Annotated in this window: 22 protein-coding genes; 12 read left to right on the top strand and 10 right to left on the bottom strand. The window is 47.7% G+C overall.

Features of this window, described 5'->3' with window-relative positions; all coding sequences use genetic code 11:
- Positions 1 to 20 precede the first annotated feature (20 nt).
- From FPG75_RS17195 to trmB, 9 genes are all read right to left on the bottom strand, one after another.
- The gene (locus FPG75_RS17195) at positions 21 to 206 is read right to left on the bottom strand and encodes a hypothetical protein (protein WP_143308198.1); all 186 of its coding nucleotides are present in this window, start codon (positions 204 to 206) and stop codon (positions 21 to 23) included.
- Between the two features lie 115 nt (positions 207 to 321).
- Positions 322 to 927, bottom strand: a complete 606-nt coding sequence (locus FPG75_RS17190) for an outer membrane beta-barrel protein (RefSeq protein ID WP_143308196.1) — start codon at positions 925 to 927, stop codon at positions 322 to 324.
- 73 nt (positions 928 to 1,000) lie between these two features.
- Positions 1,001 to 1,642, bottom strand: coding sequence for a TetR/AcrR family transcriptional regulator (locus tag FPG75_RS17185; protein WP_143308194.1), 642 nt, complete (start codon positions 1,640 to 1,642; stop codon positions 1,001 to 1,003).
- A 246-nt stretch (positions 1,643 to 1,888) separates the two neighbouring features.
- Positions 1,889 to 2,644, bottom strand: a complete 756-nt coding sequence (locus tag FPG75_RS17180) for a LytR/AlgR family response regulator transcription factor (RefSeq protein ID WP_143308192.1) — start codon at positions 2,642 to 2,644, stop codon at positions 1,889 to 1,891.
- Positions 2,645 to 2,667: 23 nt separating this feature from the next.
- Positions 2,668 to 4,752, bottom strand: coding sequence for a histidine kinase (locus tag FPG75_RS17175; protein WP_143308190.1), 2,085 nt, complete (start codon positions 4,750 to 4,752; stop codon positions 2,668 to 2,670).
- 20 nt (positions 4,753 to 4,772) lie between these two features.
- Complete coding sequence (locus tag FPG75_RS17170) at positions 4,773 to 5,003, bottom strand: 4a-hydroxytetrahydrobiopterin dehydratase (RefSeq protein ID WP_143308188.1); 231 nt, start codon at positions 5,001 to 5,003, stop codon at positions 4,773 to 4,775.
- A gap of 59 nt (positions 5,004 to 5,062) precedes the next feature.
- Positions 5,063 to 5,506, bottom strand: coding sequence for an IPExxxVDY family protein (locus tag FPG75_RS17165; protein WP_143308186.1), 444 nt, complete (start codon positions 5,504 to 5,506; stop codon positions 5,063 to 5,065).
- Positions 5,507 to 5,634: 128 nt separating this feature from the next.
- On the bottom strand, positions 5,635 to 5,859 hold the full coding sequence (locus FPG75_RS17160; RefSeq protein ID WP_143308184.1) for a DUF5522 domain-containing protein: 225 nt from the start codon (positions 5,857 to 5,859) through the stop codon (positions 5,635 to 5,637).
- The gene (gene trmB, locus FPG75_RS17155) at positions 5,834 to 6,538 is read right to left on the bottom strand and encodes a tRNA (guanosine(46)-N7)-methyltransferase TrmB (protein WP_143308182.1); all 705 of its coding nucleotides are present in this window, start codon (positions 6,536 to 6,538) and stop codon (positions 5,834 to 5,836) included. The genes FPG75_RS17160 and trmB overlap by 26 nt, the downstream gene beginning before the upstream one ends.
- A 414-nt stretch (positions 6,539 to 6,952) precedes the next feature.
- Between trmB and FPG75_RS17150 the strand changes: the two genes are divergently transcribed.
- Both FPG75_RS17150 and FPG75_RS17145 read left to right on the top strand, forming a co-directional pair.
- Entirely contained in the window at positions 6,953 to 7,420 is a 468-nt protein-coding gene (locus FPG75_RS17150) for an Lrp/AsnC ligand binding domain-containing protein (protein ID WP_029465139.1), read from the top strand.
- 61 nt (positions 7,421 to 7,481) lie between these two features.
- On the top strand, positions 7,482 to 8,411 hold the full coding sequence (locus FPG75_RS17145; protein ID WP_143308180.1) for a tryptophan 2,3-dioxygenase family protein: 930 nt from the start codon (positions 7,482 to 7,484) through the stop codon (positions 8,409 to 8,411).
- Positions 8,412 to 8,417: 6 nt separating this feature from the next.
- Here FPG75_RS17145 and FPG75_RS17140 read toward each other — a convergent pair whose 3' ends face one another.
- Complete coding sequence (locus tag FPG75_RS17140) at positions 8,418 to 9,119, bottom strand: alpha/beta fold hydrolase (protein WP_143308178.1); 702 nt, start codon at positions 9,117 to 9,119, stop codon at positions 8,418 to 8,420.
- A 173-nt stretch (positions 9,120 to 9,292) separates the two neighbouring features.
- On the opposite strand from FPG75_RS17140, the gene FPG75_RS17135 reads away from it, so the two are divergent.
- From FPG75_RS17135 to FPG75_RS17090, 10 genes are all read left to right on the top strand, one after another.
- Entirely contained in the window at positions 9,293 to 10,015 is a 723-nt protein-coding gene (locus tag FPG75_RS17135) for a DUF4290 domain-containing protein (protein ID WP_143308176.1), read from the top strand.
- On the top strand, positions 10,012 to 11,319 hold the full coding sequence (gene murA, locus FPG75_RS17130) for a UDP-N-acetylglucosamine 1-carboxyvinyltransferase (protein WP_143308174.1): 1,308 nt from the start codon (positions 10,012 to 10,014) through the stop codon (positions 11,317 to 11,319). Before FPG75_RS17135 ends, murA begins: the two co-directional genes overlap by 4 nt.
- A 90-nt stretch (positions 11,320 to 11,409) precedes the next feature.
- A complete protein-coding gene (gene gmk, locus FPG75_RS17125) occupies positions 11,410 to 11,979 on the top strand; it encodes a guanylate kinase (protein ID WP_143308172.1) in 570 nt (189 codons plus the stop codon).
- Positions 11,980 to 12,021: 42 nt separating this feature from the next.
- The gene (locus tag FPG75_RS17120) at positions 12,022 to 13,281 is read left to right on the top strand and encodes a hemolysin family protein (protein WP_143308170.1); all 1,260 of its coding nucleotides are present in this window, start codon (positions 12,022 to 12,024) and stop codon (positions 13,279 to 13,281) included.
- Positions 13,282 to 13,915: 634 nt separating this feature from the next.
- The gene (gene tatC / locus FPG75_RS17115; protein ID WP_143308168.1) at positions 13,916 to 14,779 is read left to right on the top strand and encodes a twin-arginine translocase subunit TatC; all 864 of its coding nucleotides are present in this window, start codon (positions 13,916 to 13,918) and stop codon (positions 14,777 to 14,779) included.
- Between the two features lie 46 nt (positions 14,780 to 14,825).
- Complete coding sequence (gene rpiB, locus FPG75_RS17110) at positions 14,826 to 15,284, top strand: ribose 5-phosphate isomerase B (protein WP_143308165.1); 459 nt, start codon at positions 14,826 to 14,828, stop codon at positions 15,282 to 15,284.
- A gap of 112 nt (positions 15,285 to 15,396) precedes the next feature.
- On the top strand, positions 15,397 to 16,890 hold the full coding sequence (locus tag FPG75_RS17105; protein ID WP_161596835.1) for a M28 family peptidase: 1,494 nt from the start codon (positions 15,397 to 15,399) through the stop codon (positions 16,888 to 16,890).
- Positions 16,891 to 17,394: 504 nt separating this feature from the next.
- Complete coding sequence (locus FPG75_RS17100) at positions 17,395 to 17,925, top strand: HdeD family acid-resistance protein (RefSeq protein ID WP_143308161.1); 531 nt, start codon at positions 17,395 to 17,397, stop codon at positions 17,923 to 17,925.
- Positions 17,926 to 18,216: 291 nt separating this feature from the next.
- A complete protein-coding gene (locus tag FPG75_RS17095; RefSeq protein WP_143308159.1) occupies positions 18,217 to 18,717 on the top strand; it encodes an RNA polymerase sigma factor in 501 nt (166 codons plus the stop codon).
- 203 nt (positions 18,718 to 18,920) lie between these two features.
- Entirely contained in the window at positions 18,921 to 21,257 is a 2,337-nt protein-coding gene (locus FPG75_RS17090; protein ID WP_143308157.1) for an ATP-dependent helicase, read from the top strand.
- Positions 21,258 to 21,261 lie beyond the last annotated feature (4 nt).

The following is a 21,261-nucleotide window of genomic DNA, read 5'->3' as shown; positions in this document are numbered from 1 at the left end:
AGCGGGATTTTTTTATTGGATCAATAATTATATTGTTTCTTTTGTTGCCCCGGCGCAAATGGTTTGGCCGATTGCGTGCCGTAGATCTTTTTCGCCTGCCCCGGCGGCAGGCCATGCGGGTTGCCGCCTTGCGTTTGATAAGTAACGCAACTGCCCATTGAAATAATTAGCGCGGCTGCGGTGAAACAGTACTTCAGGTTCCTCATGACTGGTTAATTTGCTCTGTTGCAAAGATACAAAAAAACGCCCCACTGTATTGCTACAGCGGGGCGCACCGTTTATTAACCTTTAACTATTTCACATAAAACATGTGTGCAACAACTAGAAGATGAAGTTAACACCCAACGCGAATTCCTTCGTGAAGTTGAAGTTGAAATCGTTGTTGTTGGTTTTGACGCCGGAAACTTCGTTCTTGTCCTGTCTGAAAGCGTAACCCAGACCACCGAACTGACCTTCCAGCATAAAGTGTTTAGTCACGAAGTAAGTGATACCAGGAGCTACATTTACTTTGAAACCATTGTAGCTGCTTACTTTATCGCCACCTATTTTTTTGTTGCCAAAATCATAAGCTGCATTCGCTTCTGCGAAGAAAGCAAATTTGCTCTGACCCAGCATGTGGTAGTTACGAACGAAAACGCCCGGAGCAATGCCGAAAGTTTTGGTTTTTACATCTTTAATGTCTTTTTCGAAGCCGAAGTTTGATTCAGCGAAAACACCCAGTACCCAGTTAGGATTCAGTGCTACGCCTACTTTGGGGCTGATACCGAAGGAAGTATTGGTATTTTTGTCGCTAGCGTCTTTTACTTTGTCGGAGTGACTTTTTACGTTAACATTGCCGCCCAGGATAACATCGCCTTTTGAAAACTGAGCCTTTGCTACTTGTGTGCCGAACAGTGCTACTGCGGCCATTACAATCAACTTTTTCATCTTTCGTAAATTTAAATATTCAATAAAACTGTACTTACATTCTTTGATTCTTCTACATACATTAAAGCCAATCTCAATTGATTGTTGGTCGATATCTTAAGCCATTAAAGAAAATGGCGAGTACTTCTTTTTCCTTGTCCATAAAGCATCTCAGGCCTTCGCGGTCATGCGGGTCGAAGCCCGAAGCCTGCCACTTGCACCAGATCACCCACAGGCCAAACAACACATTTACCAGCAGGTTGGCCGCTTGTGAAGCATCGGTGCGCTCATTCAATTCGCCGCTGCTGACGCCCTTTCTGATAGTGCCCTCCAAAAACGCGATCTCCACCTGTTGCAGCAATTCAATGATCTGCCGCATCATCTTCGAAGGCGCTTCCTTTACCCATTCATTCACACCGAAGAGAAAATGATATTCCAGTAACATCCGCTCTTTCAGCTCCAGGTAACGCGCTATCACCGCATCCACGCAAGGCGCCGCTTCCACATAGGCCGACATGTCAATGAAACAATCGGCTATCATCCGCTCCACCACCGCCACATAGATGGACTCCTTGTCGGAAAAATAGTAATACAAAGAGCCTTTGGAGATTTCCAGGTCACGGGCTACCTCTTCCATGGTCGTTTTCGACAGACCGAAACGCTTGAATCGCTTCAGTGCTGCTTCCAGTATCATTTCCCGTTTCTGATCCTGTTCTACCATAGTATAGTTCTCCACAAAATGGTCATACTGACCGTTTGACTATTTTGTTTTGCGGGTCAAATGTACGACCAAAACCTAATCCACCAAATTTTTTTGTTAAGAAATTGTTACGTACTCTTCGCGCGCTTGCATTATCAGTATAAAAAACAGGGATATCACTTTCATTTATAAAAAAACGAAGAAGCGGGATTGAACAAATCGGAAAAAGAGACGCTGAAATTTTGAAAAACCTGAAACCACGGAGCCGGATATACGTTTTTCCTAACGGTTGCTGTGGAGCCGCACGATGAGGTCTTTCCTTCTTCTCTCTGCAATCTCCAATACAGTACCGCTTTTGAGCACTATCTTGCCATCGTCGGGGGAGAAGTAGCCAATACTCGAAAGCTGCACCAGCTGCTGATGATTGATCTGGAAGAATTTCAAGCCGGCAAACAGATCGGCATAGTAGCGGAAAGGCCGCGCCGACTGTATGTACGTGCCGGAGCCGAGTTGGAAATAACATTTGTCCATACTGGATTCCACATATTCTATAGAAGGCAGCGTTATCGTATATTCTTCTCCGTTAGCGCCGGGTATCACTATTTTCCAGGAGGATGGCAGGCTGTTGTTGAAATTATTCATCAATACCTGGTAACGTTGTTTGCTTTGCATGGCCTCGATCCGGCGTGTGATCGTATTCACGGCCTGCAAGAGGCTTTCCTTGTCGATAGGCTTGAGGATCAGCTCCACTTCACTGAAGCGGATCACATGCAGGAATTTTTTCTCGAAGGCGGTAACGAAAATTGATTCAAAGCAGCCATCGGACTGTGTATTGGCGAGTATGTCAAACCCGGTGCCATCGGGCATTTCGAGATCCAGGAATACCAGTTGTGGCTGATGTTCTTTTATTTTGCTGATGCCGTCAGCGCAATCGGAGGCCATAGCTGCAATGCTCACTTGGGGGCAGTACTTTTCCAGCATAAGGGCAATAATGTCCCGGCTGTTCCGCTCATCATCAATAATAATTGCCTTTATCATATTGCATGCTCTAACATTAATAATTATAACTGGGGGATCAGGATATGTACAGTGGTGCCGCTATCTTCCTTATTCTGCGCTGATTTGTCGATGATCTCTATTTGTATTTCGGTATTATACATTTTGTTCAGCAGCTCTGCGCGGTTCTGGCTGATCTCCATTCCTGAAGACTGATGATGATTGGGCAGGGCGCGCAAAGCGCGGCTGCGGGCGATGCCGATGCCGTTATCTTCCACCACGCATTCGAGCATGTCGGAGGCTACCTGCGTAAAGCGGATGCTTAATTTACCAATAGCCTGCGAGGGGTTGGTCATGCCATGTTTCACGGCGTTTTCCACATAAGGCTGTAACAACATGGCAGGTATTTCCAGTTCAGCGGTGGCAATGGCCGGATCTACAATGATCTCATATTCCATCCGGTTCTCGAAGCGCATTTTTTCCAATCCAAGATATGTGTTGAGATACGTGATCTCATCGGCCAGCGAGATGAAGTTGCGCCGGGAGAAGTCGAGCGTTTTGCGGATAAGATAGGAGAAGTCAGAGAGATATTTTTGCGCATATTCAAAATCCCTTTGCATCACGAACAGCTGGATGGAGTTGAGGCAGTTGAAAATGAAGTGGGGATTGATTTGCGCGCGGATGGCCTTCAGCTCTATCTCCGTTAATTTTTTATCGTATTCTGTTTCCAGCTGTTTTTTTCTTTGTTCTTCCAGCTCTTGTTTCTTGCGGAGTATTTCGGTAGTTTGTTCTTTTACCAGTTCTTCGAGTTGTTCATTCAGTTTGCGTTGTAATTCCTTGTTCTTGTTGAGCTGTTTAATGAGCAGTTCCTGTGTGCGGGTGCGTTCATGATGCACCAGTTTATTACGGTAGCTCAGGCCGGCGAGGAAGAACATGGCCTGTAGCAGCACGCCGCCGATGAGCAGCATGGTAGGCGCCGCGAGCTCGCCGAGCGCGCCCAGTAGTCCGAGCGGCCGCACATGCATCAGAAAGGAGCCACAGCAGGCCAGGTACAGGCATACCGATCCGAAAAGGAAAAACCGCACCAGCGGATGATGCCGCGAACGCCGCGCCAGCGCTACGAATACAGCCAGCAATGGCGCCAGCGTTCCAAAATATACATAACTGTAAATGATCGTAGGAAGATGGTATTGATCTTCTGAAATACAATACATGCACACAATGATCAGCCCGCCCACTGCCGCCGCCACCCAGGTAAACACCCGTTCCATAAAGGGATAGCGTTCTTTCAGGTTCAGGAAGGCGTTGCCGAAGAGCAGGTACATCAGGTAAAAACAGAATAGCAGCGCCGGAATATCCCAATAATATTTCAGCATGGGCCAACGATGGAAGAAAGAAAGCTGATAGGGCTTGCTTTCCAGTCGCAGGGCAAAGAAAAATATCAGGCCCAGCACATATATCGCAAAGTAAAGGTAGGAGCGGTCCGGCAGCTGGATATAGTTGATGATCGAGATGCTGAAAAATACCAGTAGCATGCCCAGCAACACGAGTATTATCACGGCTTCCTTGCGGTAAACGTCCAGTTGTTTGTTATGGAACTGCACAAAGGCGGCCGCGTTGAAAAGCACCGGCATCAGCGGGTTTTCGTTGAATGATTTATTAACGATGTGGAGATAGAAAGTTCGGGTTTCGCCAGGTGGAACGGCTACCTGGAAACCATAGTGGTCCCACCTTTCCACGCCGCCACGGTCGAGCATGAGGCCTGTTTGCATGAGCAATTGCGGTTCGCTGCCTGGCGTTTGCACATACCAGTACATATAGTCGTGCCAGCCGGCAAAAAACGTATAGTCGATCGGGTTAGTGCCTGTATTTTTTACGTGCAGTTGTAGCCAGCAATTATTGGAGCGGCCGTTATTGCGTTGGGCGTCATGGAAAGCGGCGTCATTCCTGGAAAAGCTCATCCGGGAAACATCCTGGATGCCCATCTTTCCATGCTGGTTGGCGTAAACGCCGGTATAGGGCCGCAGGTCCAGTTTCAGGAGTGCGGGGGCCAGGGAGGTCACCAGCGTATCAGCTTGCTGACGGGGATTGATGGCAAAGGTACCTGCCGTGTAGCAATACAACAGCAGCATTAGTAAGATGCGCTTCACGAGGCGGCGTATATAAATGATTACAACAATTTATCGATGGCGGCAGCCAGCTTTTTGTCTTTCTCTGTGATTATATTACCTGCATCGTGTGTACTGAGGTAGATCTCTACTTTGTTATACACATTGATCCAATAGGGATGATGATCCATCTTTTCAGCTACCAGCGCCACTTTGGTCATAAATGCAAAGGCCTCCCGGAAGTCTTGGAACGTGAATGCGCGATAAAGCTGATTATTTTTTTCTTCCCACATAACAGGAATTTTTTAAGATTTATTTTCAGGGGTTTCTCTGTAGGTCTTTGGTCAAATTATCAAAAAATAAGGTTCATCTTATTCCTGATGTCCCGGATATCCAGTAAAGATACTAATTGTACCGGCGGAACGCTACGTAATTCTTCCAATAATTTTTTTACATCTTCGGGGCGGTAGTAGTCGCCTTTGATCAGCCAGAGATAGTGAATATGTTTCAGCTCGGGCAGCAGGAATTCGGCGCGGCAGTGGTTGTTGTAGAGATAGTGTGATACAGAATTGGTAGGCTCCTGAAATTCAAATACGGTAAAATGAAAGGAGCGGGTCTTCTTCGACAAGGTAATTTCCAGCGAATTATTTGCCCGGAAATTGGTGTGCAGTTGTTTGTTGATATGCCAGCAGAGCTGGTAATCACGGGCGGAAGAGACAATGCCTATCAGGTGGGAGCTTTCAAAAAAATCTTCCACCAATTGATCCTGGTCCAGCTTGAGTTTGAGTATTGACATACTGAAATTTACGACAAATTTTTTCCGCCGGGCGGCCATAGCGGATTTTTCTCGCAAAGTCGCAAAGCAGCAAAGATCAGAGCGGATTTTTAAGCTCGCAGAGCGAGAAGCTGATATGGTTTGCGGGCTTAAAGTTCGTTCTGATCTTTGCTGCTTTGCGACTTCGCGGGAGGAATTTGCCGGCGGGCGAGCAGCTCGCTCCGCTTGGGTTCCGGCACTCTCTCGTAGGAATAAGGACAATGTTTGCAGCCGTTGCCGCAGCAGTGGCCTCTGTCCAGGTGGTATTTTTCCGTGAATACCATATACCCGTCTTCATTATAATAGAAATCAATCTTCTCCACTAAGGGCTTCATCGGAAGGAAGTTTAATGCTGCGCCAATCGATCGGCGCTTCGGGTAACCTGAATTTCAGGTAGCGGATGGTGCGGCCATCTTTCAGGTGCATGCCTTCATAATAGGTTTGGATACGCAGGAGGGCGGGCACTTCCGGCATAGCGTATACGTCAGCTATGTCTTCAATGGTGGTGCAGCCTGCTGCGGCGATCACTTCCTGTGTAAAGCGGTAGAGCTCTGCCGAATCCGTTTTCAGGTTGATGGTAGCGCCTGGGGCCAGCAGCGGCTGATACAGCTGTAGGAACTTCGGATGGGTGAGTCTTTTCTTGGCTTTCGACTGCCGCAGGAAGGGATCGGGGAAGGTGATCCATATCTCTTCTATTTCGCCGGGGGCGAAATAGTTATTGAGTTTATCTATTTGTGTGCGGAGGAAGGCGGCGTTAGACAGCTTTTCATCCAGCGCGGTTTTGGCGCCTCTCCAGATGCGGTTGCCTTTAAGGTCCACACCGATGATGTTCCTGTTGCTGAACATACGTGCCAGGCCCAGGGTGTAATCTCCTTTACCACAGGCCAGTTCCAGGGTGAGGGGATGATTGTTTTGAAAGTGTTCGTGCCATTTTCCCTGCATGCCTTCCGGGTAGATGAGTACGTTGGGGAAGGTCTCTATTTCTGCAAAGCGTTGTAATTTTTTCTGTCCCATTCCGGCAAAAGTAAGCCGAAAGCGGAACATTGGAAAGGGGATAAAAGCAAAAAAGCCCGCGAAGCAATGCCCGCGGACTCTTTAAACCAATTCAGCTGTAGGAGGAGGATTCGAACCTCCACGGGGCAGTTAGCCATAACACAAGTAAGATTAGTGGTCAACCCAATTATGTTACGTTTATCCTGGACTCCCCACCCCCGAGACAAGAGGGCATGTCTGCCAATTTCATCACCCCACAAAGTTTGTGTAATCATTGTCAGCGGCGCTTTTCGATCGCTGTATCAGTAACGATTATAATGCAAATCTAAAGAGATGGGGAATTTCTTGCAAATTTTTTAAGAAAAATTTTTGAATTTTCGATATTTTTTAAATATTTGCATATAAGTTTAAAACAATCAAAAACAAATTGTAAAAATGAGCCACAATTTGAATATTGACAAACTCGACCTGCAGATCATCAGCGAGATGATGAACAACGCTGAGATATCTTATGCAGACCTGGGAAAGAAACTGTTCGTTTCCGGGGGCACTATCCACGTGAGAATGAAGAAATTGCAAGAACTAGGTATAGTTAAAGGTACTAAATTACATGTAGATTTAAAAATGATCGGCTACGATGTGATCGCCTTTATCGGTATCTATCTTGAAAAAAGTTCCATGTACGACACTGTGGCCAAAGAACTGAGAAAGATCCCTGAAATGGTACGCCTCAACTACACCACCGGCAGCTATAGCATGTTTGCGGAAATCATCTGTAAAGATATCACGCAATTACGCCGCATCCTGCATGATGAACTGCAAAAGATCAAAGGCATAGAAAGAACCGAGACCCTTATTTCTCTCGAAGAAAGTTTCTATCGTACCATTAACGTGGTGGAATAATTAGAGATAAAGAGTGATAAGCGGTAGTGCGCTATATCGTTCTTAATCGTTAATTTTCGCCATGGTTACAACAGAAATTGCCGAGAAAATAAAACGGCTGGAAGAAAAATATGCCGCCATGGGTCAGAACCTGTCGTCCTACCTGGACGGCCTTCTGTACGCGGATTATCTGACTTACTGGGACTATATCCAATTGGATGTGTTGCTCAACCTGCAACACCCCCGCACGCCGATTCCAGATGAAAATATTTTCATCATTTATCACCAGATAACGGAATTGTATTTCAAACTGTCGCTACAGGCTATCGAACAGATCTGCCTGGCGCCCAAGCTCACAGCTGATATTTTCAAAACACAGCTGAAAAGGATCAATAACTATTTCCGTAACCTGATCCATTCTTTCGAGATCATGGTAGACGGGATGGACAAGGAACAGTTCCTGAAATTCCGTATGGCGCTGCTGCCTGCCAGCGGCTTCCAGAGCGGACAATTCCGCATGATAGAGATCAGCTCCACCACGCTGGTGAACCTGGTATACGAGCCGCAACGCCCGGCTATGGCGGGTAAGGAGCTGAAAGAAGTACTGGATAATATCTACTGGAGAAGCGGCGCCACAGAACTGGCCACCGGTAAAAAAACATTGACCCTGCGTCAATTCGAGCTGAAATACATGGAACCTTTCCTGAAACTGGCTACCCGCTATGAACACTGCAATATCCAGCAGTGCTACCGGCAGCTGTCGCCCGCAGATCAGCAGGAAGTTGCGCCACTCCTGAAAGAATATGACCTGAACATCAACGTGCGCTGGCCGCTGATGCACTACAAATCAGCAGTAAGGTACCTGCATAAAAAACCGGAAGACATTGCCGCCACCGGTGGTACCAACTGGCAACAGTTCCTGCCGCCGAAAAATAAACGGATCATTTTCTTCCCTGAATTATGGTCAGAAGAGGAATTGGACAACTGGGGCAAACTGGCCATGGGAGAGTAAGCGCGCTTATATCTTCTGGGTCGTGAATCGCCTGATAAAATATGCCAGCAACGGTACATCCACTTTCTCGAGTGGGTGTACTGTATCCGGCAATACCGTGAATTGCGCCAGGGGCAAGGCTTTATAAACTTCTATCGTTTCCTGGAAAGACACCATATGGTCTTTGTCGCCCAACATCAACATGCAAGGTGATACCACCTGCGCATAGTCCTGCATCTTTAAAGGCGATTGTCCTCCCAGCTCGCTGATCAGCTGTGCTGTTTTATTCACTACTTCTTTCCAGTCTTTGGGCGCATGCCGTTCCGCCAGGGTTTGAGCGAAGGCAGGCACTTTTTCTTCGATCAGTGCAGGGTCCAGCTGTTTTACTTCCCTGCCCGCAGTGGCTTCATTCCAGTTGTATTTGGTGGCCAGCGTGATCACATGGCCTATCCGTTCAGGTGCATGCCGTGCGAGGTACATGGCTACGTAGCCGCCCATGCTGTAACCGAATATGTGTACAAAGGCCAGGTCATGCTTTTCCAGGAACTGGATCACTTCGTCTGCAAATACAGGTATATTAAAACCTTTCCCGGAGAAGGGGACATCGCCATGCCCGCTGAAGTTCAGCGTATATACGTCATAGTGAGGCTCGAGCAAAGCGGCCAGGGATGCGAATTGCGAGCTGGCGCCCAGCGCACCGTGCAGGAGCAATATGGGGAGTTTGGTCATGAGGAAATCCGGATTTTTTTGCCCGCTGAAATTAGGCTTTTTTTCTTCATGCTCAAGACTTACGATGCGGTGAAATGTTCCTCGCTTTTTTTTATTATGTTTGCACAGATGTTGCCGATTTACTTCTTCACTTGAGATGTTCCATCATCAAATAATACTTTTAAATAACACTAATGGAATACAATACCACGCGTAATCACCTGATAATGAAAGAGTATGGCAGAAATATCCAGAAAATGGTAGAATTTCTGCTGACCATCGAGGACGATATGGACCGCCAGCGCAATGCCATGGCAGTAATAGAGCTGATGGGTACGCTGAATCCGCATCTGAAAAATGTGGAGGATTTCAGGCATAAACTCTGGGATCACATCTTCAATATCTCCAGTTTTAACCTGAAGGTGGAATCACCTTACCCCATCCCCACTCAGGAAACACTGAGAGCAAAGCCCGACAGACTTCCTTATCCCAAAAAATATCCCCGGAACCGCCACTTCGGCAAGAACCTGGAAATGGTGATCGATAAAGCTTTACAGGAAGAGAACCCTGAAAAGAAAGAAGGCTTTACACAAACCGTTGCCAACTACATGAAGCTGGCTTATTCTAACTGGCACAAGGAAAGCGTGCATGACGACGCCATTAAAGCGGAACTGGCTTCTATTACCAATGGCGGACTGGAATATTTCCCGGGCAATGCTCCCGTTGGAACACCTGCTCCTGCTGCATTCGGACAGGGCGGTAATACCCTTGCCAATGGCAATGTAGGAGAACATTTCCGCACCAGCAGCGGCAAGCGGAAGAGCTTCCAGCAAAACAAATTCAAAAGCGGCAATAACAGCGGCAAGAATAACAACAACAAGCACAATAACAAATACAACAAAAACAGGAACAAGTGAGCAGTGCTTTTGAAGTAAGAGGCGGCCACCGTCTTAAAGGGGAAATTATACCCCAAGGCGCCAAAAACGAAGCTTTACAGATCATCAGCGCCGTTATGCTGACACCGGAAAAGGTGACCATTACCAATATTCCCGATATCGTAGATGTTAACCTGTTGATAGAATTGTTGGGAGATTCAGGTGTAAAGATTAACCGTATCAGTCGCGATACCTGCGAGTTTCAGGCAGATAATATCGATCTCGAGTATTTGCAGAGCGCTGAATTCAAGAAGAAATCAGGCAGGCTGCGTGGTTCCGTGATGATCGCGGGCCCGCTGCTGGCGCGCTTCGGCAGGGCTTTTATCCCCAAGCCCGGCGGCGACAAGATCGGCCGCCGCCGCCTGGATACACATATCATCGGTTTTGAGAAACTGGGCGCTAAATTCCTTTATGATGCGGACGATAATTACTTCCGCCTCGAAACGGATGGTCTCAAAGGCACTTACATGCTGCTCGATGAACCCAGCGTTACCGGTACCGCCAATATCGTGATGGCCGCCGTAATGGCGCAAGGCGTTACCACTATCTACAACGCCGCCTGCGAGCCTTACCTGCAGCAACTTTGCAAGATGCTGAACCGCATGGGCGCGCGCATTTCCGGCGTAGGCTCCAACCTGCTCACCATCGAAGGCGTTTCCCACCTCGGCGGCTGCGAACACAGCATGCTGCCTGATATGATCGAGATAGGTTCCTTCATCGGCCTCGCCGCCATGACGCAGAGCGAGATCACCATCAAGAATGCCGGCATCGAACATCTCGGTATCATCCCTGAAAAGTTCCGCCAGCTGGGCATCCACATGGAATTCAGAGATAACGATATCTACATTCCTTCACAGGACGCTTACGAGATACAAACCTTCCTCGACGGTTCTATTCTCACTATATCCGATCATCCCTGGCCCGGCTTCACGCCTGACCTGCTCAGCATCGTGCTGGTAGTGGCTACGCAAGCCAAAGGCAGCGTGATGATCCATCAGAAAATGTTCGAGAGCCGCCTGTTCTTTGTGGACAAGCTGATCGACATGGGCGCACAGATCGTGCTTTGCGATCCGCACCGTGCCGTTGTGATCGGCCTGGGACGCCAGCATCCTTTGCGCGGCATCACCATGTCGTCGCCGGATATACGTGCCGGCGTATCCCTGCTCATCGCTGCGCTGAGTGCAGAAGGAAAGAGCACCATTCAAAACATCGACCAGATCGACCGCGGATACCAGTACATCGACGAAAGGCTCAGAAAACTGGGCGCAGATATCAAGAGAGTGTAAATAATCCGAAAGAACTTTACCAAAACCCAAATTCCAGGCAACTTTCCGCCGGTTTTTGGGTTTTGCATTTGTGGTAACCGACAAACAGTTATGGAAAAAAAGATCATCATCATCACCGCGCCTTCCGGCGCCGGTAAAACTACCATCGTAAAAAAACTGCTGGCCGAACTGCCGCAGCTGGCTTTCTCCATTTCCGCCGCTACCCGCGCCCCGCGCGGCAATGAGGTGAATGGTAAAGATTACTATTTCCTCACGCTCGAAGAGTTTCATCAGAAAATAGATGCGCATGAATTTGCAGAATATGAAATGGTGTATGCCGGCAAATATTATGGCACCCTTAAAAGTGAGCTGGAACGCATCTGGAACAACAACCAGGTGCCCATGGTGGATATCGATGTAAAAGGCGCGCTTTCCATCAAAGAACACTATCATCAGGAAGCATTGACTATATTTATACAACCGCCTTCGATCGATACCCTGCGCGAGCGCCTCAGCGAGCGCGGCACCGAAACTGCGGATTCGCTCGACGAGCGGCTGGCCAAGGCGCGTTACGAGCTGTCGTTCTCCCATGAATTCGACAAGATCGTGGTAAACGATGTATTGGAGCGGGCTTACGAAGAAGTGAAAGATCTGGTGACAGATTTTTTAAATATAAAATAGCTGGTTGATTGTTGCTTTTCCTAATTCATTATTTTTGTTGGGATGGACGGATACACAATTATTATTTTAGTTTTCCTGGTATTGCTGGCCGGCTTCTTTGCTGGTATTGAAGCGGCTTTTGCCAATGTGAATAAACTCAGCATCGAGTTGAAGAAGAAGCAGGGCAGGGCTACGGGCAAAATTTTGGCAAGCTTTAATGAAAATCCCAGCCGTTTCCTGGCCACCAGCCTGGTAGGTCTTACGATCACGCTGGTGATCTACAGTATCATGGTAGCGGGCGTGTTACAAGCTCCGCAACCTACGCCGCCTGCGGAGGCCGACAAAGCGCCGCTCATGATCCTCGTGGGCATCTTGTTAGCTACGCTGCTGATGTTGTTCCTTGGCTTCTTTGTGCCCAGAGCTATTTTCCGCTCAAGGCCGGAAGCATTGCTCAGCTTCTTTGCATTGCCGATCTCTTTCGTGGCAAAACCGCTGTACATCATCGGTAATGTGCTGGTGTCTATCTCGGAATGGATGTTGAAATATCTCTTCAACGTAAGGATACTGGAAACCCGCGAATCCTTTACCCGCGTGGATGTAGAGCATTTTATCCGTCAGTCGCAGCAACACATGGCAGAGAATCAGGAGCTCAACACCGAGCTGTTTGAAAATGCATTATCACTTGCACATGTGAAGATCCGCGGTTGTCTTATTCCCCGTAAAGAGATCGAATCATTGGAGATCAACAGCCCTATCAGTGAAGCCAGAACGAAATTCATGGATACCAAGCTGTCGAAGATCATCATCTTCGAAGGCAGTATTGACAATATTCTTGGCTATATCCATCAGTTAGACCTGTTCCGGTCGCCCAAGGATATCGCCAGTATTATACACCCGATCCTGGCTGTTCCGGAAACGATGAGCGCTATTGATTTGCTCAGCAAGTTTAACAAGGAACGCAAGAGCATTGCCTGGGTAGTGGATGAATTTGGTGGCACTGCAGGTATTGTAACGATCGAAGATGTGCTGGAAGAGATCTTCGGAGAGATCAAGGACGAGCATGATGAAGAAGAATTTGTAGAGAAGCAGATTGCAGAAAAAGAATACATTTTCTCCGGTCGTCTGGAGCTTGATTATTTGAATGAAAAGTACGGACTTGATTTTCCGGAAGACGAAAGTGAAACTTTATCCGGTTATATCATCAATCATCACGAAACTATTCCGAGGATTAAGGAAAGGATCATTATAGATGATTATGAATTTGATATACTCAATGTAACGGACACCAGGATTGAAATGGTGAAAATGAAGATTTTAGTATAATAACTTGATCAGTTTTACCGTTCATACAATTGTTGAGAATAAATTAGGTTAATATTAATTTTTTAATAATATTTGTATTAACGGAACAATAACAATTACTGCTAAAACGTTTTTCAAAAAAGTAGTAGGAATTTAACACGGATTATATACATTTGCTGTAGGTGATGTAACACAATGATTTGATTTTTGTTAAAAGGTTGTAAAAAAAGTGTTCCAACATTGATAATAAAATAATTCTTGTTATTTTTGTATTACAAAATAAAAGCTACCAGAGATTCTTACTTATTCTGAACGCTTGCCATCAATTAGGTAAGTAGTTGATCTGGAAGCCAAAGACATTCTCGAATTCAACTTTTTTGGGGTTAACAAACAATGGATGAAAGGCCGGCTCTTGATTCTTCTCGGGCTGGCTCTTTTTTTGTACCTACCTCAACGCCCGCTCCGCTTCACTTTCCAGGAAATACATTTTTACTGTTGATTGTTTCCATTATGTGGAAATGACGATCGCTATTGTCTTAAAGCCCGATTAAAAACAATCTGAATTATGATCAACGGGCTGTAATTTGTAGTATGCAACAGCTATATTTGTGATCCTGAATACAAACCGCATTCAACATCGTTCGATCGCATAAACATGTTAAAGAAAATATTTAAGAACAATAACGACAAGGCAGAGATGTCGTTCTTCGACCACCTGGAAGATCTCCGCTGGCACATCATCAGATCATTTTTCGCCCTCGTTATTTTCAGCATATTCGGATTTATCTACACAGAAGAGATATTGGACAAAATAGTCTTCGGGCCTACCAATCCGAATTTTCCATCGTATCGTATTCTTTGTGCATTGGGCCGTTCAGTGGGCCTGGGGGATAATCTGTGTATCACGCCTGTAAAGACGCAATTTCAGAACCACCTGATGGTGGGGCAGATCATGCTGCAATTCAGATCGGCGTTCATTATCGGCTTCGTATGCGCCTTTCCTTACATTTTCTGGGAGTTCTGGCGCTTTGTAAAACCAGCATTGAAAGAAAGAGAGCTGAAAGGCGCCAGAGGCGTGATCTTCTGGGTATCTTTCCAATTCTTCCTGGGTATCCTCTTCGCTTATTTCCTGATGGCTCCTTTTACCATCAACTTCCTCGCATCCTATACCGTTACTACCAAAGCGGTGAACCAGTTCTTCATCGATGATTATTTTGATCTGATGACACAGATCATCTTGGGTATGGGTATTTTGTTCGAGTTGCCGGTGCTGGTGTTCTTCCTCACGAAAATCGGTATCCTCACGCCGCAATTCCTGCGCAGCTATCGCCGCCACGCGATTGTAGTGATCCTCGTTCTTGCAGCGATCATTACGCCGCCGGATATCGTGGATCAGCTCATCGTATTTACGCCGCTGTACTTACTCTACGAAATCAGTATCTTTATATCCAAGAGAGCATTGCGTGACCGCGAAGGAAAACTCGCCAAGGAAGAAAAAGAAGTAGAAGAGTGGTCGTGATAACAGCATAACGCGCCAACATTTTTAACAAACAAACCGTATTGTTATGGAACAAACTACCTTTAATCTTGCGCTGCCTGTAGCCATAGGCGCCGATCACGCAGGATTTGAATATAAAGAAGAAGTGATCTCTTACCTGGAAGCGAAAGGATTGAAAGTAAAAGATTATGGTACGCACTCAAAAGATTCGGTAGATTATCCTGATTATGCGCATCCTGTGTCTACTGCGGTAGAGAGAGAAGAAGCGGCATTCGGTATATTGATCTGTGGCAGCGCCAATGGCGTAGCTATCACGGCTAACAAGCATCAGGGCATCCGCGCAGCGATCTGCTGGGGCGAAGAGCTGGCGAGGCTTGCACGCTCCCATAACAATGCCAATGTGCTTTGCATCCCTGCACGTTTTGTGGATACGGCTGCTGCTAACCAGATGGTGGATGTTTTCGTGGCTACGCCATTTGAAGGCGGCAGGCACGAAAACCGCGTGCGTAAAATGGCCTGTCTGTAAGCCGCAGTGGTTTGCCACACAACATTTTCTATTATAACGATTACATAAATTTTGTATATTAAAGAGCTGTGTGATGTTACGCAGCTCTTTTTTTCTCCGTAAAAATAACCACATGAGAGTTTTTGTCACGGTTTGTTGTTCATTGCTGTTATTGAATGCCAGCGCCCAGATGGCGAAGCAGGCGCCTGCGGCGGCCCGTCCGGTAGCAACGCTTTACGGCGAAGGTATTACGGCAGCAGCAGCCAGGCAGCAGCTCCATGTGATTGCAGGCCCCGGCATGGAAGGCCGCGAAACGGCTACCAGGGGGCAACAGAAGGCAGCCGCCTATATCATCAGCCAGTTCGAGGCCGCAGGCCTTCAACCTGGCGCTAATGGACAGTGGGAGCAACATTATCCCATGTACAATGACACCCTGGTACACAGCTCCATCACGGTTAATCATAAAACCTTTCAATACGGAGAAGAATATCTCGCCGACCTGCGGGCCGCACACAATGAGGATTTCAGCGCGCCGGTGGTATATGCAGGATATGGTATCAATTACGACAGCCTGGATGTGAAAGGCAAGATCGTACTGGTCAGGGAAGGGGGAGAGAACGGACGCGCCATCAATAAACCCAAGCTGGCAGCCGATGCCGGCGCCAAAGCGATCCTCTACACCAGCGCCTATGCGAGGCAATATCGCAAGCTCGACGCGGAACAGATACGTAAAACAGGCCTGTACATGGATCGGCAGCCTACCACAGCTCCCAACCTGTATTACATTACGCCCGCGCTGGCCGCGGCCATATTGGGCGTGAGCAGTGGCGACAGTCTTCTGGTGGATATCGACAAAGGACTGCGTGTGCCCGTTAACGTTAGCGCGCCCATACATATCACATTGGAGAAATCAAGTATTACCTATTCTCCTTCCAATGTGCTCGGCTTTCTGGAAGGCAGCGATAAAAAAGATGAGATCGTTTTTGTGACCGCTCACTATGATCACCTGGGTATTCACGACGGGAAAATATATTACGGGGCTGATGACGACGGCTCCGGCACTACTGCTGTTATCGAGATCGCAAAAGCTTTTGGAAGGGCTAAAAAGGCCGGCCATGGCCCTCGCCGGAGCATGGTGTTCATGACTGTTTCCGGTGAGGAAAAAGGTTTGCTGGGATCACGCTACTATACGGAACACCCCATTTATCCTTTGGCGAATACCGTGGTAGACCTCAACATCGATATGGTGGGCAGGATAGACCCCGCGCATGAAAGAGATACCAACTACGTATACATCATTGGCGATTCCAAACTCAGTTCCGAACTGCGTCCTATCAATGAAAAGGCTAACCACGCCTACACTAAAATGCAACTGGATTATAAATTTAGTGGTCCTAATGATCCCGAAGGTTTCTATTATCGCTCAGATCACTACATGTTTGCCCAGCATAATATTCCCATCATTTTTTACTTCAACGGCACCCATGCAGACTATCACAAACCCACTGATACTGTAGAGAAGATCAATTACGAATTGCTGGCGCGCCGCGCCCGGCTGGTGTTCTATACGGCCTGGGATATTGCGAACCGTGATGCGCGACTGGTGGTAGACAGGCACGAGCCTTAGTACCCGCAATATTGTTTTCTTGTTAAGCCCTTATTTCTTTTTTGTTTATTTTAACAAAAAATGATAAATTTATTTAAGAGTCTAATTTTTTGTGGATGTTATTGTGTGTCAGAAGGTCCAATCATTAACGAGAGTCAGACCTCCCTTTAAAAATTTTTACTAACCTGTTGTTGTTCAAATCGATATAATATCAGGCGGTTAAGAAGATCCTAGAACGAGTAAATCAGCTTTGGCCCCGTTTATCGACAATGTTGTTAAACTACCATTTTGTATGAAAACACCTGTCTCCGTAAATTTTTCAGCGCTGAGTGATATACCTGGCAGGGTTCGTGTAGCCGTTAAGGTTATACGGTATATAGCATGCTGTACATAAGTGGTATGTTAGAGCAAAGCTGAGCATTGTTAAAGAGCAAAACGGAAATGCTTACATGTGCGCGAATTGTCTGTCTTCCCTGTCCAGCCTGAATTTAAGCCGGTGATTGTGAAACCATAAAGCGAGAATGCATGCCTAATTTTTATAGTGCATACTGGTGGATTTTTCTGTTGAGAGGGATTTTTGCCCTCGTGTTGGGTGTATTGGCCATCTTCTGGCCGGGTATTACCTTTACCACATTGGTTGTTTTCCTGGGAGCCTACCTTTTCATTGCAGGTCTCTTTTCTGTTATAGGCGCCATTGCGGCGCGCAAGACCACCGAAAACTGGGGAGTCTTTCTGTTATCTGGCCTGGTGGGTGTTGTATTAGGCATCCTAACGTTGTACAATCCTTTTGCTACAGGAGCGGCATTGATCTACCTCGTAGCATTCTGGGCCATGATCGCAGGCTTGTTCGAGATCATCATCGCGATCCGCCTGCGGAAGCTGATTACTGGAGAAGGCTGGTATATATTGGGCGGTTTGCTGACAGTCCTGTTCGGCATACTGCTGGCCGCCAACCCGGTGGCGGCAGCCATCACACTTACCTGGATGTTTGGCTTCTATGCAGTAATATCAGGCATTATGTTGATCTCGCTGGCATTACGATTACGGAAGCGCTGAGTATTGTTTTTTGTCATTTACCTGTTCCAAGTGGATTAAACAAGCCCCATATGCAAGTAGATTTTTTAAAACTAAAACACAAACTTATGAGACCCAGAACACCTGGATAGTCGCCGGCAAAGGCATGGACCAAGGTGTTGATACCGCCGCTATCCGTGTCTTTCCTGTATGCAGGCAGTAGCACCGGTGCCGGAGTACCCGGTGAGTACCATCGCTGCAGGCATCTTTACTCCCGGTCCCCCGGAGGGCCCTCACTGTAGCCCGATTACGAAAATTTTAAAGTTAACCGTTATGTCATCCACCGAATTCAACAATTTGTTACTGGGAAACGCCGATTTTTTGCGGCCTTATGCCGTTACCTTGACAAAGGACGCTGAGTCGGCCAAAGACCTTTACCAGGAAACCCTTTTCAGAGCATTGTCCAACCGCGACAAGTACCTCGCCGGCACTAATATCCGCGCCTGGCTGTACACGATCATGCGGAACATCTTCATCAACAATTACCGCCGTGGCAACCGCCAGTTCCGGTTGCTGGACAGCGCAGTGGGCGATTACCTGCTGAGCCATCAGCCTTCTGCAGTGGGGAACTTTGCAGAGTCTGACCTGCGGGTGAAAGACGTGCAGATGGCCGTGTATAATCTGCCCATCATCTTCAAACAACCCTTTATGCTGTACTTCGAGGGGTACAAATATTACGAGATCGCCGCTATCCTGGATGAGCCGCTTGGAACAGTGAAAAGCCGTATCCACTTTGCAAGAAAAATGTTGAAAACACGTATTACCCGGCACTAAAGAACATTCGGGAGGAAAACATATTCAAGGATGCCATGCTGCCTTGCCCGCACCCCGCGCGGCGAGCTGCCAGTATCTACTGCACCTTCGTTTGTGGCCCTCGTCTGCGCATCATCAATTCTTAATTCGTAAATCGTCGTCGATTTTCGTACTTTTACACCCTTCGGGAATCTAAAAAAATACCATAAACAGCATTTTTCGTGATGAAGGCAAACTACCTAGACGAGCTTAACGAACGGCAGCGGGAAGCAGTGATCCATCTCAACGGGCCTTTGATGATCGTGGCAGGCGCCGGCTCCGGCAAAACAAAAGTACTGACCACCCGTATTGCCCATTTGATGAACAATGGCGTGGACGCGTTTAATATTTTGTCGCTCACCTTTACCAACAAGGCCGCACGCGAAATGAAAGAACGCGTGGAAAAGATCCTCGGCGGCAGCGAAGCCCGTAACCTCTACATAGGTACCTTTCACTCCGTATTTGCCCGCCTGTTGCGCGCAGAAGCGCATAAACTGGGCTATCCCAACGATTTCACCATCTACGATACCGACGACGCCAAGAGCGTGCTCAAAACCATCATCAATGAACTCAATCTTGATGATAAACATTATAAACCCAACTTCGTCTATAACCGCATCTCCGCTGCTAAAAACAGCCTGATGAGCCCCGAGGAGTACCAGCACGACTACTACGTGCAACAGGAAGATATGCGCGCCAACCGCCCGCTTATCGGCAAGATCTATGATATGTACGCCAAACGCTGCTTCAAGAACGGCGCGATGGACTTCGATGATCTCCTGTTTAAAATGTATGTGCTGCTCAAAAGTTTCCCGGAAGTACTGCATAAGTACCAACACAAGTTCAAGTACATCATGATCGATGAGTACCAGGATACCAACCCTGCACAGTACGAGATCATCAAATTACTGGGAGCCGTGCATGAAAATATCTGCGTAGTGGGAGATGATGCACAAAGTATCTATTCCTTCCGTGGCGCCACCATACAGAATATCCTGCAGTTTGAAAAAGACTACGACGATGCCCGTGTGGTGAAGCTGGAACAGAACTACCGCAGTACCAAATCCATTCTCAACGTTGCCAATGAAGTGATCGCGCATAATAAAGGCCAGATCGAAAAGAACCTCTGGACCGACAATGCCGAAGGCGATACCATCAAACTGGTGCGCACCATGACCGACAACGAAGAGGGCAAATTTGTGGCAGATACCATCGCGGAACAGAAACTGCGCAATCACTACGATAACCGCGATTTCGTGATCCTTTACCGTACCAATGCGCAAAGCCGCTCCTTTGAGGAAAGCCTGCGCCGTAAAGCAATCCCTTACCGCATCTTCGGTGGCCTGTCGTTCTATCAACGTAAAGAGATCAAGGACTTTGTAGCCTACCTGCGCATTACGATGAATACCCGCGATGAGGAAAGCCTCAAAAGGATCATCAACTATCCCGTGCGTGGCATCGGTAAAACCACCATCGAAAAAACGGTGGTGCTCAGCAACGACCATAACATCACCATGTGGGAAGTGCTGGAAAGGGCCAGGGAGTTTGGTTTCAAAGGAGGCACGCTCGAAGCGATCGAAGGTTTTGTGACCATGATACGCAGCTTCCAGGCGATGCTGACCAGGCACAATGCTTACGATGTGGCCGTAGCGGTAGGTAAATCCACCAATATTGTAAAAGAGCTCTTCAACGATAAAACTACGGAGGGGCTTGCCCGTTATGAGAACGTGCAGGAACTGCTCAACTCCATCAAGGAATTTACGGAAACGCCCGATGAAGAAGGGGAGCTGCTGGACAAGAGCCTCGGCTCTTACCTGCAGCAGATCACGCTGCTCACCGATGCCGATCAAGGCGGCAATGAAGACAGCGACGTGGTGAAGCTGATGACCATTCACGCGGCAAAGGGCCTCGAATTTCCGGTAGTATTTACCGTAGGATTGGAGGAAACGCTCTTCCCAAGCGGTATGTCTATCAATACCCGTGAAGAGCTGGAAGAAGAGCGTCGTTTGTTCTATGTGGCCATTACCCGTGCAAAAGCGCGCCTGTGGCTTACTTACGCCAACAGTCGTTATCGTTTCGGGAACCTGGTGCAGAATGAGCCCAGCCGCTTCCTCGAAGAGATGCCGGAGAAATATATCGACCGCAGCTATGCCGGCGGCGGCAGCGTACGCAATGCCTTTGGCAGCAGCAACAATGGCGGCGGATGGGGCAGCGGCGGCAATATGTTTGACCGCATGCAGAAGAAAACGCCTGCATCACCACCGCAGGGCAGCAACCCCCGGCCTGCTCCCAAACCCGTATCCTCCGCGGCTTCTACGCATGTGCCTACCCCGGGCTTCGCCCCCGATGACCCGGCAGAAATGACGCCAGGCATGGAAGTGGAGCACCAGAAATTCGGATTCGGCACCATCACTGCCATGGAAGGCGCACCCAACAACCGTATTGCCACCGTGGTGTTTCCCAAAGGCGGCGGTGAGAAAAAGATCATGCTTAACTACGCCAAACTGCGCATCGTAAGATAAGGCC

Source organism: Chitinophaga vietnamensis (assembly GCF_902167635.1).
Taxonomy (GTDB): domain Bacteria; phylum Bacteroidota; class Bacteroidia; order Chitinophagales; family Chitinophagaceae; genus Chitinophaga; species Chitinophaga vietnamensis.
Note: the sequence above shows the minus strand (reverse complement) of the source record. Positions and strands in the feature narration are given on the sequence as shown.